Raw genomic sequence first — 15,881 nt, forward strand, 5'->3', positions numbered from 1 at the left:
GCCCTCCCGCGCAGGCCCCCGCCCGCCGTCCAGGATCAGTCTATATCGGTTTTCAATGCGATGTTCGCGCCCAGGTTGCGCAGGCCGCGCCCCGCTTCCCGTCGCGGCGGGGAAGCCGGGCGCGATTCTTCTGCATCAGCCCTCGCCCTGGCTCCAGGGGCCGTGGTGCTGGCCCTCGGCGTCGATCCGGCCGAAGCCGTGGGCGCCGAAGAAGTCGCGCTGGCCCTGGGTCAGGTCGGCGGTCGAGCGCGGCTGGCGCAGCGCCAGCCAGCGCGAGGTCGCGGCCGACAGGGCCGGCACCGCATGGCCGTGGCGGAAGGCCTCGGCCACCACCTCCGGCAGCGCCCCGGCGGCGGCCTCGAACAGCGGCGTCAGGCCCGGCGCCAGCACCAGCGACTCGATGTCCGGCGTCTGGTCGTACGCCGAGGCGATGCGGTCCAGCAGGGTCGAGCGGATGATGCAGCCGGCGCGCCAGATCCGGGCGACCTCGGCCAGCGGCAGCTTCCAGCCGTATTCGCGCGAGGCCGCCGACATGATGGCGAAGCCCTCGGTGTAGGCCAGGATCTTGCCGGCCAGCAGCGCCTGCTCCAGCAGCTCGATCGCCGCCTCGCGGTTGCCGGCCAGCGTCAGCGGCTGGGCCGCGCCCGGGAAGCGCTCGGACAGGGTCTTGCGCAGGGCGCGCTCGGCCGAGACGCCGCGCGCCTCCACCGCCGCGGTGATCGAGGAGGCGGGGGCGCCCAGCGCCAGCGCCTCGATCGCCGACCAGCGGCCGGTGCCCTTCTGGCCGGCGCTGTCGACGATGACGTCGACCAGCGGCTTGCCGGTCTTGGGGTCCACCGTCTTCAGCACCGTGGCGGTGATGTCGACGAGGTAGGAGGACAGCGGGCCCTTGGACCAGCGCTCGAACACGTCGCCGATCTCGGCCGGGGTCAGCCCCAGGCCGCGGCGCAGCAGGCCGTAGATCTCGCCGATCATCTGCATGTCGGCATATTCGATGCCGTTGTGGATGGTCTTGACGAAGTGGCCGGCGCCGTCGGTGCCCAGTAGGGCGCAGCACGGCGTGTCCTGGAACTTGGCCGCGATCGCCTCGAAGATCGGCTTGACCCGGGCGTACACCTCGGGCTTGCCGCCGACCATGATCGACGGGCCGTGGCGCGCCCCTTCCTCGCCGCCGGACACGCCGACGCCGAGATAGGCCAGCCCGACTTCGGCCAGGGCATGCTCGCGCCGCACCGTGTCGTGGAAATTGGCGTTGCCGGCGTCGATCAGGGCGTCGCCCTTGTCCATCAGCGGCTGCAGCCGGGCGGCGGTCTCGTCGACGGCGTCGCCGGCCTGCACCATCAGCAACAGGGCGCGCGGCTTCTTCACCGCGGCCACCAGATCCTCTGGCGTGTGGCAGGCCACCAGGTTCTTGGCCAGCGGGCCGGCCAGCGCGATGGCCTCGTCGATGCGCTCGACGCTGCGGTTGTACAGCGCGACCCGGAAGCCCTTCTCCGCCATGTTGAAGGCGAGGTTCCGGCCCATCACGCCCAAGCCGACGACTGCGATATCCGCGTCGCTCATATCCATGCCTCTTTCTGTCCGCTGATGATCAGACGGCCCAACGATCGGAGGCTATCGATAGTAAACCGTTGGTTACTTGTCCATGGCGGTGGTGGGGCCGTAAGGGTCAGAGCAGGTGTCGCGTCAGGGCTTCGACCACCACAGCGCGAGCCTCGCGCGCCCGGCCCAGCAGCCGGGTCTGGGCGATGAAGCCGTGCGGCACGTCGGGATAGACCTTGAGGTCGTGCGGCACGCCGGCCCGGGTCAGCCGGTCGTCGAGGTTGCGGGTGTCGTCGAGCAGCGGGTCGAGGCCGGCGGCAAGCAGCAGCAGCGGCGGCAGGCCTTCGAGATCCGCCGTCAGCGGCGCGGCCACGGCGCTGGTGCGCAGCGCCGGGTCGGGCAGGTACTGGTCCCAGAACCAGTCCAGCTTCGCGGTCGACAGGCCATAGCTGCCGTCGCCGAAGGCATGGTGCGACGGGCTGTCATGGTCGGCGGACAGCATGCCGTAGACGATCGCGCCGAAGCGCAGGGGCGGATCGCCGGCATCGCGCAGCTGCAGCAGCGTGGTCAGGGCCAGGTTGCCGCCGGCGGAATCGCCGCCGATGCCGATCCGGCCGGCATCGATGCCCAGCGCCGCCGCGTTGTCCCGCAGCCAGCCGATGGCGCCGACCGCTTGGTCGCGCGCCGTCGGGAACTTGTGTTCGGGCGCCAGGGCATACTCCAGCCCCACCACCACGACCCCGGCGTCGCGCGCGACCTCGCGCTTCCAACGGTCCAGCGAGTCGATGTCGCCGATCGCGAAGCCGCCGCCATGGGCGTGCAGATAGGCGGGCAGCGGGCCGGTGGCGCCGTCGGGGTAGTACAGCCGGACCCGCAGCGGCGGCGACAGATGCGCCAGCACATGCTCCTCGATCCGGGCCAAGGGTGGCGGGTCCTGGTTGAGAAAGGCCTGGTAGGTGCGGGCGTGGCCGCGCGCCACCAGGGTCGGGGTCGCCAGCACGTCGGCCTGGACGATGCCGCTGTCGCGCAGCAGCGCCTGGACGGCGAGGAATTCGGGGTTCAGCTCGGGGCGGACGAGGGAATCCGGCATGGCGCGTCCTTGACGGTCAACGGGCGTCGCGGGTGGTGCCGCGTGCGGCAGCCCAGAAGCGGTCCAGCAGGAGCAGCGGCAGCGGCTCGGCGAAGGGCAATGGCCGGACCCGGCCGGGCGGCCGGGGTTCGCCATCGGTGTCATCGACCGGCTGCGCGCTTTCCAGCGCGTGGATCAGCCATCCGATCGTATCCATCCCGTGACTCCCGATGCAAGGTGCCGGGGGGTCGCCCCTCAGAACGTCTCCAGCCAGGGCCGCAGCTCGACCTCCCAGGTCCAGGCGCTGCGCGGCTGCTGCAGCACGGCGAGGTAGCTCTGCGCGATCGCGTCGGGGTCCAGCGTGCTGTCGGGCCGGTCCGGCGATCCCTGATGCGCGGCGTCGCGGATCTGGCCATCGATCACGAAATGGGCGACATGGATGCCCTGCGGTGCCAGCTCGCGCGCCATGCTCTGGGCCAGGCCGCGCAGGGCGAACTTGCCCATGGCGAAGGGGCCGGAGCGGGCATAGCCCTTGACGCTGGCCGAGGCGCCGGTGAACAGGATGGCGCCGCGGCCGTGCGGCAGCATCCGCCGCGCCGCCTGCTGCCCGACCAGGAAGCCGCCGAACGCCGTCACCGCCAGCACTCGCTCGACCCCGGCGGGGTCGAGGTCGACCAGCGGGCCGCGCAGCCGGCCGCTGGCGTTGTAGATCACCACGTCGGGGTCGCCGAACCGGGCCTGCACCGCGTCGAACAGCCCGGCCACCGCACCGGCATCGGCGGTGTCGGCGGCGAAGGCGACGGCGCCGGTCTCCTCGACCAGCGGCTGCAGCTTGGCGGTGTCGCGGGCGGCCAGGGCGACCTGCAGCCCCTGCTTCGCCAGCAGCCGGGCCAGCGACGCGCTCAGGCCGCTGCCGGCACCGACGATCAGGGCGGTCTTGTGGGTCTCGAGGGTCATGGCTGTCTGTCCGAAATATCGAAGGCAGGGCGCGAAGGTAGCATCCGGCAGGTCAGCCGGCCGGTTGAATCGCACCATAGGCGCCGCGCCAGTACAGCAGGGCGTCATCGGCCGGCACCCCGTGCAGGGCGCGCACCCGGCCGATCAGGATGGCGTGGGAGTGGCGGTCGATCCGCTCCTCCAGCTCGCAGTCGAAGGCGACCAGGGCGTCGGCCAGGATCGGCGCGCCGGTGGCGAGGTCCAGCCACTCGGCCCCGGCGAAGCGCTCGGCCCCCTTCTCGCCGTTGCGGCCGGAGAAGCGGTCGGCGATCGCCTGCTGCGAGGCCGCCAGCACGTTGACGCCGAAATGCCCGTGCCGGACCAGCAGCGGCCAGGCCGAGGCGGAGCGGTTGACGCACAGCAGCAGGGTCGGCGGGTCGACCGACAGCGACACCATCGAGGTGGCGGTCAGGCCGTTGCGCTCCGCCCCCCGCCCGACGGTGACGATGCTGACCGCCCCGGCCAGGTGGCGCATGGCGCCGCGGAAGGCGTCGGAGGCGACCGGCGGCGGCTCGAGGCTGGTGCTGGCCAGGGCCATCAGGGTGTCGAGGCTCATTTCGCGGCCGTGGCGTTGGTGCCGAAGCTGCGGTCGAACGCGGCGGAGACGTCGAGCGCAGCGGGCAGCACGTGGTGGCGGGTGAACAGATCGGCCTCGCCCTGGGTCTCGGCGACGACCGCGTCGTCGATCGCGATCGGCGTCTCCTGCTTGGTGCGCAGCGAGCGCAGGGCGATGTCTTCGGGAATGCGGGTCAGGGCGGAGATCTGGGCCGCGATCGGCTCGGGGTGCTGCAGCGCCCACAGCTTCGCCCGCTCGACCCGGCGGTGGAAGTCCAGCACCGCGTCGCGCTTGCCGGCGATGGCGTCGTCATGCGCCAGCTCGAAGGTCTTGCTGGGGTAGACCCCGGCGGCGTCGGCGACCACCCGGGCCCCGTCGCCGACCACGGCCATCGAGACATAGGGCTCCCAGATCACCCAGGCATCGACCGAGCCGGCGGCGAAGGCCGATTTGGCGTCGGTCGGGCCGAGGAACACCAGGGTGACATCGTCCGGCGTCAGTCCGGCATGCTCCAGCAGGCCCAGCGCCTCGAAATGGCCGTTGCCGCCGCGGTTGACGGCGATGCGCTTGCCCCTCAGGTCGGCAAAGCTCTGCGCCGGCGAATCCTTCGGCACCAGCACGGCGTTGGCGCCCGGCTGCGACCGGGTGGCGCCGATCACCTTGACCGGGGCGCCGGCGGCATAGACGAAGAGATAGGGGATGTCGCCGGTGAAGCCGACATCCAGCGCCCCGGCGTTCAGCGCCTCCAAGAGCGGCGCGGCGGCCGGGAACTGCGACCATTCGATGGTGTAGGGCACGTCGTCCAGGGCGTGCGCAGCCTCCAGCAGCGAGCGCACGCCGGCCACCTGGTCGCCGACGCGCAGCACGGTCTCGGCGCGGGCCGCGGGCAAAGCGGCGACGGCCAAAGCGAGGCCGAGGAAGAGGCGCCGGACCATTCGGGGACCGATCATTTCTTGCCGAGCTCCGCCAGCACCGGATCGTTGAACGACCGGTCAAGGATTGCGCCGGCATCCAGCTTGGTCTGGATCAGCCCGGCGCGGAGATAGAGGTCGATGGTGCGCTGCTCGTCGCTCACCACCGCGTCGTCGATCGCCGCGGGACGGATGTCGCGGCGGGCGAAGTATTGCAGCGCCACATTCTCCGGCAGGCCGACCAGCTTGCTCCAGCTCGCGGCATAGGCGGGGTAGTTGCTGGTGCCCCAGTTGCGGGCCTTGGCCAGCCGGCCGACGAAATCCTGCAGCGCCTCGCGCTTGCCGTCGATCGCATCGTCGCGGGCGACGAAGAAGCTCAGGCCCGGGGTGATGCCGTTGCCGTTGACCACCCGGCGGGCGCCCTCCAGCAGCTCCAGCTGCGAGGTGTAGGGCTCCCAGGTCGACCAGGCGTCGATGGCGCCGCTGGACAGGGCGGCCTTGGCCTCGGCCGGCAGCAGGAACACGATGTTGACCGCGTCGGGCTTCAGCCCGGCATTCTCCAGCGCCGCCAGGATCAGCTGGTGGCCGATCGAGCCGCGGCCGGTGCCGATGTTCTTGCCGACCAGGTCCTGCAGGCTCTTCACCGGCGAATCCCCCGGCACCACGATGGCGAGGCCGTCCTGCTTCGACCGGATCGCGGCGATCGCCTTGACCGGAACCCCGGCCGCGGCGGCGAAGGTGAAGGGGGCGTCGCCGACGCTGCCGGCGTCGATGGCATCGGCGTTCAGCGCCTCCAGCAGGGGCGCCGCGGCCGGAAACTCGCTCCATTCGATGCGGTAGGGCAGGTCGGCCAGGGCGCCCGCCGCCTCCAGCACCGCCCGGGCATCGCCCTTCTGGTCGCCGATCCGCAGCACGGTCTCGGCCTGGGCCGCACCGGTCATCGCCAAGGCGACCGCGAGGCCGGCCAGGATGCGCTTCATCGTAAGTTCTCCAAACGGGCCGGGCTTGCCCTTTTTGATGTCATTGCCCGGCTTGACCGGGCAATCCAGGGGCCATCGAGAGCCGCTCTGGCCGCCCCTGGATGCCACGGTCGAGCCGTGGCATGACAATGAGGAACGGTTGCGTTTACTCCGCCGCGTTGGCGCTGGCCTGCACCCGGTCGGCGACCAGCTTGCGGGTCAGCGGGATCAGCTCGCGGCCATAGTCGATGGCGTCCTCCAGCGGGTCGAAGCCGCGGATCAGGAAGGTGGTGACGCCGAGGTCGTAATAGTCCAGCAGCGCGTCGGCCACCTGCTCCGGCGTGCCGACCAGGGCGGTCGAATTGCCCTTGGCGCCGGTCAGCGCGGCGATGCCGGTCCACAGCCGCTTGTCCAGCCGGGGGCCCTGGGCGGCGGCGGCCAGCAGGCGCTGCGACCCGGAATTGGCCGGCTCGACGGTGCGCTTGTAGCCGGTCTTGTCCTGCACCGCGCGCGCCTGCTCCAGGATCGCGTCGGCGCGGGCCCAGGCCTTTTCCTCGGTGTCGGCCAGGATCGGCCGCAGCGACAGGCTGAAGCGCAGCTGGCGGCCGTGCTTCGCCGCGGAGGCCCGCACCCGGCCGGTCAGCTCGCGCACCTGGGCGTGGGTCTCGCCCCACAGCGCATAGATGTCGGCGTGCTTGCCGGCGACCGCGATCGCCGCGTCCGAGGCGCCGCCGAAATAGATCGGGATGTGCGGGCCGCGCACCGATTTGACGGCGGAAAAGCCGCGCTCGAACCGGTAGTTCGCGCCCTGGTGGTCGAACGGCGCGTCGCTGGTCCAGATCTTGCGCAGGATGTCGAGATACTCGTCGGTGCGGGCGTAGCGCTCATCCTTGGTCAGGAAGTCGCCATCCTGGCGCAGCTCGGCGTCGTCGCCGCCGGTGATGATGTGCACGGCGACGCGGCCGCCGGTCAGCTGGTCCAGCGTCGCGAATTGTCGCGCCGCCAGGGTCGGGGCGGTGAAACCCGGCCGGTGGGCGATCATCAGCCCCAGCCGTTCGGTCACCGAGGCGGCATGGCCGGCGATCAGGATGCTTTCCGGCGAGGTCGAGTGGAAGGCGACCAGGGCGCGGTCGAAGCCGGCGGCGTCATGCGCCCGCGCCACGGTCTCGATGTAGTTGACGTCGACCACCGGGCCGGTCGCCGGCCGGGTCTCGGAGAAGTCGCGGGTGCCGATGAAACCGATGAATTCGACGCTCATGGCGGGATCCTCGAAAGCTGTCAGAGACCCAGGGCGAGGCGGCCGGCGGCAAGCCGAACCGAATCGTCCTGGGGCGTGTGGATGCGGGCGCACAGCACGTCGCGGTAATGGCGCTCCAGCGGGTTGGCGCGGGACAGGCCGGGGTTGCCGGTCAGCTTCACCGCGATCTCGACCGCGGCGATGGCGTTGCCGGTGACGGTCAGCTTGATCAGCCCGCTCTCGCTCGGCGAGGGCGGCCTTCCGTCATCGACGTCGCGGGCGGCGCTGGCGATCAGCCGGGCGTTCACCGCCAGCAGCGCCTCGATCTCGCCGACCGCATCCTGCATCCGGGGCAGGGTGGCCAGGGCGGCGCCGAGATTGGCCGGCACCCGGCTCTTGAGGAAGCCGATGAACCAGTCGCGCGCCGACCGGGCGACGCCGTCGTAGAGGGCGCCGATCAGCAGCGCGCTCCAGGCCGACTTGCCCGGCTCCGGCACGCGCCAGGCCTGGGGCGGGCGCAGGTCGACGGCGTGGTCCAGCGGCACCAGCACGTCGTCCAGGATCACGTCATGGCTGTTGGTGGCGCGCATGCCGAGCTGGTCCCAGCTCTCGACCACCTTGATGCCCGGCGCATCGGCCGGAACCAGGATGGTGCCGACCCGCGGCTCGGCCTCGTCGGTGGTGGCCCACACCGCCAGCCAGGACAGGATCGGGATGCCGGTGGAGAAGATCTTGTGGCCGGAAACGCGCCAGCCCTCCGGCGTGCGCCGGGCGATGGTCGCCGGCAGCCCGCCGCGGGCGGGGGATCCCAGCTCCGGCTCGACCCGCAGGGCGTTGATCACCGAGACGCCGGCGGCGGCCTCGCGGCCCAGCTTTTCCGCCAGATGCGCCGGCCAGCCGCGCTCCTCGATCGAGGCGTGCTGCAGGTACTGCATCGACAGCACCAGCGCCGTCGACGGTTCGCCCCGGGCGATGCCGCCGACCGCCAGCGTGGCGTCCTGCAGCCCGCCGCCCTGGCCGCCGAAGCGGCGCGGCGTGATCAGGGACAACAGGCCGGCCTCGGCCAGCCGATCGAAATTGGCGAAGGGGAACGCGCCGCTGCGGTCATGCTCCGCCGCGGTCACGGCGAACTCCGCGGCCAGGGTGGCGACGGTCTCGGCGAGGCTCGGCGGCGCGTCGATGCTGCGCAGCGGCGGGTCCGGTCGGGCCATCGCCTAGGCGCCGGCCGGCGAGGGAACGGCGACGCCGGCCGAGGCCGCACGGCCGGCGGGCGGGCGGGCCGGGGCCTGGGCGGTGAAGTCGCCCTCGAACTCGTCGACCCCGAGATCGGCCAGCAGCTTGGCCCGCAGCCGGATGAAGCCAGGGTCGCCATGGCGCCGCGGCCGATCCAGCGTGATCGGAATGTCGGTGGCGATGCGGCCATCGGCCAGCACCAGCACCCGGTCGGCCAGCAGCAGCGCCTCGTCGACGTCGTGGGTGACCAGCAGCACGGCAGGACGGTGGGTCTGCCACAGCGACCCGACCAGCCCCTGCATCTTCAGCCGGGTCAGGGCGTCGAGCGAGGCGAAGGGTTCGTCCAGCAGCAGCAGGCGCGGCTCGCGCACCAGCGCCCGGGCCAAGGCGGTGCGCTGGGCCTCGCCGCCCGACAGGGTCAGCGGCCAGGCGTCGACGCGGTGCGACAGCCCGACCTCCTGCAGCGCGGCGACGGCGCGGTCATGCGCGTCCCTGCCGCCGAGGCCCAGCGCGACGTTGCGCCAGACGCTCTTCCACGGCAGCAGCCGCGGCTCCTGGAACACCACGGTGCGCTCGGACGGCACGGTGACGGTGCCGGCCGGGGCCGGGTCGAGGCCGGCCAGGGTGCGCAGCAGCGTCGACTTGCCGGAGCCGCTGCGGCCCAAAAGGGCGACGAAGGCGCCGTCGGCAATGTCGAGGTCCAGCCCGTCGAGGATGTTGGGGCCGCCGAAGGACCGGGTCAGGCCGCGGATGCGGACGACATCAGGCCGCGTGGCCTCGATCGGTTCGGCGGTGGGGCGATGAAGGGCGGCGGAGAGGGGCACAGGGCTCACTCCTTCACGAAGCTGGGGCGCCAGCGCAGGACGCTGCGCTCGATGATGCGGACCAGCTGGTCGGCGCCGAGGCCGAGCAGCGCGTAGACGATCAGCCCGACGAAGATGATGTCGGTGCGCAGGAAGTCGCGCGCGGTCATCACGAGGTAGCCGATGCCGCTGGAGGCGTTGATCTGCTCGCCGATCACCAGGCTCAGCCAGGCGGTGCCGAGCGAATAGCGGAAGCCGACCAGGGCCGAGGGCAGGGCGCCCGGCAGGATCACCTGGCGCACCAGCTCGCGCTGCGACAGGCCGAACACGCTGGCCGCCTCGACCAGCTTGGCGTCGACGCTGCGGATGCCGGCGAACAGGGTCAGGTAGATCGGGAAGGCCGAACCCAGCGCCACCAGGGCGATCTTGGGGGTCTCGCCGATGCCGAACCACAGGATGAACAGCGGCACCAGCGCCAGGAAGGGCAGGGTGCGCAGCATCTGCATGGTGGCGTCGACCAGGTCCTCGCCGCGGCGCGACAGCCCGGCGATCAGGGCCAGCACGGTGCCGGTCGAGACGCCGATCACCAGCCCGGCGGTGACCCGGCCGAGCGAGACCAGCAGGTGCTGCAGCAATTCGCCGGAGGCGAGCAGCGACCAGAAGGTGACGATGATGGTGGCCGGCGAGGCGATCGAGCGCGCCGGGATGAAGCCGACGGAGGAGCCGGCCTGCCACAGCAGGATGATCACCAGCGGCGGGATGAAGCGGCGGAAGCGGTCGATCCGGCCCGTGACCGCACCGGAAGCCTGGGACAGGGAGAGGGTGGCCAAGGCGGTGTCCTGTTGCCACGACATGGGGGAATGACGGGCGACCCGTCGCTGCGTCTGTCCATATTGTCGGATGGCGTGTTGAAGTCAATGTGATTTTGGTTACAATAACATATTATTTATGTATTATATAAGCTGTTGATATCGCGAATGGCAGGCCGCGATAGTGGGGCGTGTCGCGAGCCGGAAGCGCCTGCTGCATGGCAGTGGTGCGACCTATTCAACACAAAATTGTGGTCTTGAGTGTAGTTTTCCCGTGCGGGAAACGGCCTTTCGGCCAGCCTCCCCGTGCCCTATCCCTATCCGATCCCTGGGCCGATTCCCGGGAGCGACCCGCCGGAGCCGACATGACCAGTCCGAATGGCCGCGTGGCCGAGCATGAGATCGACGCGCTGTTCCTGCGGCGCTGGTCGCCGCGGGCCTTCACGCCCGAGGCGATCCCGGAGGCGGAGCTGCTGCGCTTCTTCGAGGCGGCGCGCTGGGCGCCCTCGGCCTTCAACTCGCAGCCCTGGCACTTCATCTACGCCCGCCGCGACACCGAGCGCTGGCCGGTCTTCCTCGACATCCTCAGCGAATGGAACCGCAGCTGGGCCCACCAGGCCGCGGCGCTGATCGTGGTGACCTCGAAGGCCAGCTTCGACCAGCCGGGCAAGGGCGAGACCCAGCTGCCGACCCATTCCTTCGACGCCGGCGCGGCTTGGTCGAACTTCGCGCTGCAGGCATTGCTGTCCGGCTGGCACACCCATGGCATGGCGGGTTTCGACGGCGCCAAGGCCCGCGACCTGCTGGGCGTTCCGGCGAATTACGGGGTCGATGCGGTGATCGCGATCGGCCGGATCGGCGACAAGGCGACCCTGCCGGAGAAGCTGCAGGCGCGCGAGGTGCCCAGCGGCCGCAACCCCCTGGCCAGCATCGTCTCCGAAGGCGCTTTCCGCGGCGATTGACCGAACGACCGGTCAGCGTTTGGCCGTGGCGGAACTCACTCTTTTTGTCATTGCCCGGCTTGACCGGGCAATCCAGGGGCCATCGAGAGTGGCTCTTGCCGCCCTGGATGCCACGGTCAAGCCGCGGCATGACAAATTGGAGGAAAGTACATTTAACCTACTAATAGTGTTATTAATTTCTATTTGACTGTTTATGACTGATATATTCTCCTGTCCACATCGCCCTGCTTGCGGCCACCGGCCCGGCAGGCCTCCACCTCTCTCCTCGAAGGCTCGCCATGCCGCCCTTCGCCCCCGCTGTCCCCGTATCCCGCCGCTCACTCCTGGCCGGCGGGGCCGGCCTGCTCGCGCTGGCCGCGATCCCCGGCCTGTCCCGGGCCGCCGCGCCGGTCGATTTCGCCGGGGTCACGGTGCGGGCGGCGAAGTACAAGGGGCGTGAGGACAACCTGCTGCGCGCCGCCGGTCAGCTCGACACGCCCTATGCCGTGACCTTCGGCGAATTCGCCTCGGGCAATGTCATCGTCGAGGCAATGAACGCCGGCGCGGTCGATGTCGGGTCGATGAGCGAGATCCCGCCGGTCTTCGCCGCGGTCGCCGGCGCCCGGATCAAGGCGGTCGCGATCATCGCCGACGACGTCAACAACCAGGTCGTGCTGGTGCCGAAGGACAGCCCGATCCGCACCCCGGCCGACCTCGCCGGCAAGCGCGTCGGCTATGTCCGCGCCACCACCACCCAGTACTATCTGGCGCGGATCCTGAAGGCGGCCGGCCTGTCCTTCGGCGACATCACCGGCGTGCCGCTGACCCCGGCCGACGGCCGCGCCGCCTTCGACCAGGGCGCGATCGACGCCTGGGCGATCTACGGCTATTCCGTGCCGATCACCATCGCCGCCTCGGGCGCGCGGGTGCTGGTCACCGCCAACGGCTATCTCTCCGGCAACTACATCTACGCGGCGCGGGAAGAGGCGCTGGCCGACCCGGCGCTGTCGGCCGCGATCGGCGACTACCTCCTGCGGATGAAGCGGGCCTGGGCCTGGCAGCAGGCGCATCTCGAGGATTGGGCGACGATCTTCAGCGGCGCCATCGGCGTGCCGCGCGACATCGTGCTGAGCCAGCTGCGCAACGCCAGCCAGCCCAACGACCTGCGGCCGGTGACCGACGACGCCGTCGCCTCGGTCCAGGCGGTCGCCGACACCTTCATCGAGCTCGGGCTGATCCCCGGCCCGGTCGATGTCGCGCCGCTGTTCGACCGCCGCTTCAACGCGCTCCTGGCGAAAAGCGCATGATCGCCCGGGTGCCGCGCATCGTTTCGCACCTGCCGGATGCGGTGACCGGTCGGGTCGCCAGCCATGCCTCGCGGCCGCAGCTGCTGCGGTCGGCCTCCGACGCGCCGCCCTGGGACGTGCCCGACGGGGCCGAGGTGCTGCTGACCCGGCCCTCCGCCGGCTGGTTCAAGGCGCCCGCCGCGCCGCCGCGCGGCTGGCCCTTCGGGCTGCGCTGGATCGAGGTCACCTCGACCGGAGTCGACTGGTTCCCGTCCTGGCTGTTCGACGGCCCGTCGGTCACCTGCGGCCGCGGCATCAACGCCGTGCCGATTGCCGAATACGTCCTGGCCGCCGTGCTGCTGCACGAGAAGCGGCTGGACGAGCTGCGGGTCTATGGCCCCGCGGATTGGCGCCAGGCGCCGCTCGGCGGGCTGGAGGGCAAGACGCTCGGGCTGGTCGGCTTCGGCTCGATCGGCCGGGCGGTGGCGCGCCGCGCCCAGGCCTTCGGCCTGCGGGTCACGGCGCTGCGCCGCGGCGGGGCCGACACCGGCGATCCCTCGGTGGTCTCGGCCTGGAGCCTGCAGGACCTCGTCGCCGAAGCCGACCATCTGGTGCTGGCGGTGCCGCTGACGCCGGAGACGGCGAAGCTGATCGACCGGGACATCCTGTCCCGGGTCAAGCCGGGGCAGCATCTCGTCAACATCGCCCGCGGCGGGCTGATCGACCAGGAGGCGCTGGTCGCGGCCCTGGATGACGGCCGGCTGGCGGCCGCCACGCTCGACGTCACCGACCCGGAGCCGCTGCCGGACGGCCATCCCCTCTACACCCATCCGCGGGTGCGACTGACCCCGCATGTGTCCTGGAGCGCACCGGACGGCGATGAGCGGCTGGCGCGCAAGGTGCTCGACAATCTCGACCGCTATGTCGCCGGGGCGCCGCTCGCCGACCTGGTCGACCCCGCCCGCGGCTATTGAAGGATTTCCCCCATGAGCTCAGCCACCGTCGCCGCCCGTGCCCGCGACTTCTTCGTCCTGCCGCGCCATGACTCGGTGGCGGCGGAGCGGCTGCACCGCAAGCAGCGCCTCGCCGCCGCCTTCCGCATCTTCTCGCGGCGCGGCTTCGACCAGGGCCTGGCCGGCCACATCACCGCCCGCGACCCGGAATGGACCGACCATTTCTGGGTCAACCCGCTGGGCAAGCATTTCGGCCAGATCCGCGTCTCCGACCTGCAGTTGGTCAACGAGCATGGCGAGATCGTCGAGGGCGACCAGCCGATCAACGAGGCCGCCTTCGTCATCCACGCCGCCATCCACAAGGCGCGGCCGGATGTGATCGCCGCCGCCCACACCCATTCGACCTACGGCAAGGCGTGGTCGACCCTGGGCCGGACGCTGGACCCGATCACCCAGGATTCCTGCAGCTTCTACGGCGACCACGGCCTCTACGGCGAATTCCACGGCGTGGTGCTGGAGGCGGAGGAGGGCGAGCGCATCGTCCGGGCGCTGGGGGCCAGGAAGGCGCTGATCCTGCAGAATCACGGCTTCCTCACCGCCGGCCCGTCGGTCGAGGCGGCGGCGTGGTGGTACCTGGCGATGGACAACGCCGCCCAGACCCAGCTGCTGGCCGAGGCCGCGGGCAAGCCGATCGTGCTCGACCACGAGACCGCGAAGTTCACCTATGACCGGGTTGGCGGCCCGACCGGCGGCGCCCTCAGCTTCAAGCCGCTGTGGGACTGGATCGTCGCGGCCGAGCCCGACCTGCTGGACTGACCGGCCGGCCTCTTTCGCGTTGCGTTCAATTTAAACTGTCATGCCCGGACTTGATCCGGGCATCCAGAGACTGTCGACATCTTCTGGATTGCCGGGTCAAGCCCGGCAATGACAGTAAAAAATCGAGTTCAATATTCCAGGTCTCCAGCTCCCGTCGGGGGGACGGGGGAGGGGGAAGGCCCGGCCGGGACCGACGTCGCGGCTGGGCCTTCCGATTTGCGGCCGGTCAGGCGTGCTGGTCGATGCCGGCGGCCTCGGCGGCCAGGCCGGCGGACAGCAGCCGGGCCTCGGCCCCGGCCGGGGCGCTGAGCAGCAGGCTGGTCGGCAGGCCGCGCCCGTCCCGGCCGGTCGGCAGCGCCAGGCCGCACAGGTCGAGGGTGTTGCCGATCATGGTGTTGCGCAGGGTGCGGACGTTGGTGCGATGGAACAGGTCGACGTCGGCCTCCAGCGCCGCGATCTCCGGCGCGGCATGGGGCACCGTCGGCATCGCCAGCAGCGCGCCGTCCAGCTCGGCCACCATCGCCGGCTTCAGTCGCTGCCGCATCTCCTGGATCGCCAGCAGGTCATAGGCCGACATCCGCTTGCCGCCCAGGATGCGCGAGACCACGCGGTTGTCGACCCGCTCGGCGTCCGGCCCCTCGATCAGGTCGCGGTGCAGGACGTAGGCCTCCGCTGCGGTCAGGGCGCCCCGGGCGGCGCCGACCGCCATGACCTCGTCCAGGATGGCGATCCGCCGCCGCTCGATCCGCGCGCCGCCTGCGGCCAGGGTCGCCAGCGCCCGCTCGAAATTGGCGATGACGCCGTCCTCGGCCTGGTCGAACACCACATTCTCCGGTACCACGATGCGCAGCCCAGCCAGGTCGCCGCGGCGGATGTCGGTGGCGACGGCGCGGCGCAGCGCTGCGTCCAGCAGGATGCAGTCCTCCACCGTCCGCGCCAGCGGCCCGACTGTGTCCAGGGTGCGGGACAGCGGGAACACACCGGTCTTGTCGATCCGGCCTTCCGAGGTCTTCAGCCCGACCAAGCCGTTGAAGGCGGCGGGGATGCGGACCGACCCGCCGGTGTCGGTGCCGATGGCGCAGGGCGCCAGGCCGCGCGCCACCGCGACGGCGGAGCCGGAGGACGACCCGCCGGGCGCCCGCGGCGTCACCGCGTCGAACGGGTTGGCCGGGGTGCCGTAATGCGGGTTCAGCCCCAGGCCGGAATAGGCGAATTCGCTCAGATTGGTCTTGCCCAGGCTGACCATGCCGGCCTGGGCCAGGCTGTGGGCGATCGGTGCGTCGGCCTTGGCCGGGGGCGCGTTGCGCAGCACCTCGGCGCCGGCGGTGGTGGTGGTGCCGGCCAGGTCGACCAGGTCCTTCCAGGCGATCGGCACGCCGTCCAGCGGCCCCAGCGGCCGGCCGGCGCGATAGCGCCGGGCGCTCGCCGCAGCCTCTGCCCGGGCGCGGTCCGCGGTCAGGGAGATGAAGACCGCCTGGTCGGGGCAGCTGCGGATGCGGTCGAGGAAGAATTCGGTGACGGCGACGGGGTCGGTCTCGCCGGCCAGGTACAGCCGGCCGATGGCGGCGGCGGAGAGGGCGGAGAGGCGGTCGGTGTCCATGCGCGTCGACTTTCCCAGGCGGCCGGATGCAAAGCGTGCACTCGACCAGCCGCCGGCCGGTTTGTCGATATAGGTTTTGCGCAAGCCGGACGTTTCCGTGGATAGGCCTCTAACCCATCTGTCATTGCCTGGCTTGACCGGGCAATCCAGGGGCCATCAAGCACCGCTCT

The 15,881-nt window shown here is 71.2% G+C and carries 16 protein-coding genes; 4 read left to right on the forward strand and 12 right to left on the reverse strand.

What is annotated here, in order from left to right; translation table 11 throughout:
- Positions 1-135: 135 nt before the first annotated feature.
- From gndA to AB4112_RS20200, 11 genes are all read right to left on the reverse strand, one after another.
- Positions 136-1,563 carry an NADP-dependent phosphogluconate dehydrogenase gene (gene gndA, locus AB4112_RS20150; protein WP_441722541.1) on the reverse strand — a complete coding sequence of 476 codons (1,428 nt, stop codon included), beginning with the start codon at positions 1,561-1,563 and terminating at the stop codon, positions 136-138.
- A gap of 106 nt (positions 1,564-1,669) precedes the next feature.
- A complete protein-coding gene (locus AB4112_RS20155; RefSeq protein ID WP_441722544.1) occupies positions 1,670-2,632 on the reverse strand; it encodes an alpha/beta hydrolase in 963 nt (320 codons plus the stop codon).
- A gap of 16 nt (positions 2,633-2,648) precedes the next feature.
- Positions 2,649-2,828: a hypothetical protein gene (locus tag AB4112_RS20160; RefSeq protein WP_309793254.1), complete on the reverse strand. Its 180-nt coding sequence runs from the start codon at positions 2,826-2,828 to the stop codon at positions 2,649-2,651.
- A 38-nt stretch (positions 2,829-2,866) separates the two neighbouring features.
- The gene (locus tag AB4112_RS20165) at positions 2,867-3,568 is read right to left on the reverse strand and encodes an SDR family NAD(P)-dependent oxidoreductase (protein ID WP_441722547.1); all 702 of its coding nucleotides are present in this window, start codon (positions 3,566-3,568) and stop codon (positions 2,867-2,869) included.
- A 52-nt stretch (positions 3,569-3,620) separates the two neighbouring features.
- Positions 3,621-4,163, reverse strand: a complete 543-nt coding sequence (locus tag AB4112_RS20170; protein WP_441722550.1) for a flavin reductase family protein — start codon at positions 4,161-4,163, stop codon at positions 3,621-3,623.
- Positions 4,160-5,098 (reverse strand): ABC transporter substrate-binding protein, encoded by a 939-nt coding sequence (locus tag AB4112_RS20175; protein WP_441722553.1) that lies wholly within the window; start codon positions 5,096-5,098, stop codon positions 4,160-4,162. The genes AB4112_RS20170 and AB4112_RS20175 overlap by 4 nt, the downstream gene beginning before the upstream one ends.
- Positions 5,099-5,109: 11 nt before the next feature.
- Positions 5,110-6,054 (reverse strand): ABC transporter substrate-binding protein, encoded by a 945-nt coding sequence (locus AB4112_RS20180; protein WP_441722556.1) that lies wholly within the window; start codon positions 6,052-6,054, stop codon positions 5,110-5,112.
- A gap of 145 nt (positions 6,055-6,199) precedes the next feature.
- Complete coding sequence (locus AB4112_RS20185) at positions 6,200-7,291, reverse strand: LLM class flavin-dependent oxidoreductase (protein ID WP_441722558.1); 1,092 nt, start codon at positions 7,289-7,291, stop codon at positions 6,200-6,202.
- A 20-nt stretch (positions 7,292-7,311) separates the two neighbouring features.
- The gene (locus tag AB4112_RS20190) at positions 7,312-8,481 is read right to left on the reverse strand and encodes an acyl-CoA dehydrogenase family protein (protein ID WP_441722561.1); all 1,170 of its coding nucleotides are present in this window, start codon (positions 8,479-8,481) and stop codon (positions 7,312-7,314) included.
- Between the two features lie 3 nt (positions 8,482-8,484).
- Complete coding sequence (locus AB4112_RS20195) at positions 8,485-9,327, reverse strand: ABC transporter ATP-binding protein (RefSeq protein WP_441722564.1); 843 nt, start codon at positions 9,325-9,327, stop codon at positions 8,485-8,487.
- 5 nt (positions 9,328-9,332) lie between these two features.
- Positions 9,333-10,136, reverse strand: a complete 804-nt coding sequence (locus tag AB4112_RS20200; RefSeq protein WP_441722567.1) for an ABC transporter permease subunit — start codon at positions 10,134-10,136, stop codon at positions 9,333-9,335.
- A 344-nt stretch (positions 10,137-10,480) separates the two neighbouring features.
- On the opposite strand from AB4112_RS20200, the gene AB4112_RS20205 reads away from it, so the two are divergent.
- From AB4112_RS20205 to AB4112_RS20220, 4 genes are all read left to right on the forward strand, one after another.
- The gene (locus AB4112_RS20205; RefSeq protein ID WP_309793266.1) at positions 10,481-11,077 is read left to right on the forward strand and encodes a nitroreductase family protein; all 597 of its coding nucleotides are present in this window, start codon (positions 10,481-10,483) and stop codon (positions 11,075-11,077) included.
- A 278-nt stretch (positions 11,078-11,355) separates the two neighbouring features.
- The gene (locus AB4112_RS20210; RefSeq protein WP_309793268.1) at positions 11,356-12,363 is read left to right on the forward strand and encodes an ABC transporter substrate-binding protein; all 1,008 of its coding nucleotides are present in this window, start codon (positions 11,356-11,358) and stop codon (positions 12,361-12,363) included.
- A complete protein-coding gene (locus AB4112_RS20215) occupies positions 12,360-13,316 on the forward strand; it encodes a D-isomer specific 2-hydroxyacid dehydrogenase family protein (RefSeq protein ID WP_309793270.1) in 957 nt (318 codons plus the stop codon). Before AB4112_RS20210 ends, AB4112_RS20215 begins: the two co-directional genes overlap by 4 nt.
- Before the next feature lie 12 nt (positions 13,317-13,328).
- Positions 13,329-14,111 carry a class II aldolase/adducin family protein gene (locus AB4112_RS20220; protein WP_309793271.1) on the forward strand — a complete coding sequence of 261 codons (783 nt, stop codon included), beginning with the start codon at positions 13,329-13,331 and terminating at the stop codon, positions 14,109-14,111.
- Positions 14,112-14,337: 226 nt separating this feature from the next.
- On the opposite strand, the gene AB4112_RS20225 is transcribed toward AB4112_RS20220, so the two are convergent.
- Complete coding sequence (locus AB4112_RS20225; RefSeq protein ID WP_441722572.1) at positions 14,338-15,711, reverse strand: amidase; 1,374 nt, start codon at positions 15,709-15,711, stop codon at positions 14,338-14,340.
- Positions 15,712-15,881: the final 170 nt, after the last annotated feature.

It is taken from the genome of Inquilinus sp. 2KB_23, assembly GCF_052115705.1.
GTDB lineage: Bacteria > Pseudomonadota > Alphaproteobacteria > DSM-16000 > Inquilinaceae > Inquilinus > Inquilinus ginsengisoli_A.

Coding starts and splice junctions, on each gene's coding strand:
- AB4112_RS20190 (WP_441722561.1), bottom strand. CDS start 8,481: ATGGCCCGACCGGACCCGCCGCTGCGCAGCATCGACGCGCCGCCGAGC.
- AB4112_RS20215 (WP_309793270.1), top strand. CDS start 12,360: ATGATCGCCCGGGTGCCGCGCATCGTTTCGCACCTGCCGGATGCGGTG.
- AB4112_RS20180 (WP_441722556.1), bottom strand. CDS start 6,054: ATGAAGCGCATCCTGGCCGGCCTCGCGGTCGCCTTGGCGATGACCGGT.
- AB4112_RS20205 (WP_309793266.1), top strand. CDS start 10,481: ATGACCAGTCCGAATGGCCGCGTGGCCGAGCATGAGATCGACGCGCTG.
- gndA (WP_441722541.1), bottom strand. CDS start 1,563: ATGAGCGACGCGGATATCGCAGTCGTCGGCTTGGGCGTGATGGGCCGG.
- AB4112_RS20185 (WP_441722558.1), bottom strand. CDS start 7,291: ATGAGCGTCGAATTCATCGGTTTCATCGGCACCCGCGACTTCTCCGAG.
- AB4112_RS20160 (WP_309793254.1), bottom strand. CDS start 2,828: ATGGATACGATCGGATGGCTGATCCACGCGCTGGAAAGCGCGCAGCCG.
- AB4112_RS20225 (WP_441722572.1), bottom strand. CDS start 15,711: ATGGACACCGACCGCCTCTCCGCCCTCTCCGCCGCCGCCATCGGCCGG.
- AB4112_RS20165 (WP_441722547.1), bottom strand. CDS start 3,568: ATGACCCTCGAGACCCACAAGACCGCCCTGATCGTCGGTGCCGGCAGC.
- AB4112_RS20170 (WP_441722550.1), bottom strand. CDS start 4,163: ATGAGCCTCGACACCCTGATGGCCCTGGCCAGCACCAGCCTCGAGCCG.
- AB4112_RS20155 (WP_441722544.1), bottom strand. CDS start 2,632: ATGCCGGATTCCCTCGTCCGCCCCGAGCTGAACCCCGAATTCCTCGCC.
- AB4112_RS20175 (WP_441722553.1), bottom strand. CDS start 5,098: ATGGTCCGGCGCCTCTTCCTCGGCCTCGCTTTGGCCGTCGCCGCTTTG.
- AB4112_RS20210 (WP_309793268.1), top strand. CDS start 11,356: ATGCCGCCCTTCGCCCCCGCTGTCCCCGTATCCCGCCGCTCACTCCTG.
- AB4112_RS20220 (WP_309793271.1), top strand. CDS start 13,329: ATGAGCTCAGCCACCGTCGCCGCCCGTGCCCGCGACTTCTTCGTCCTG.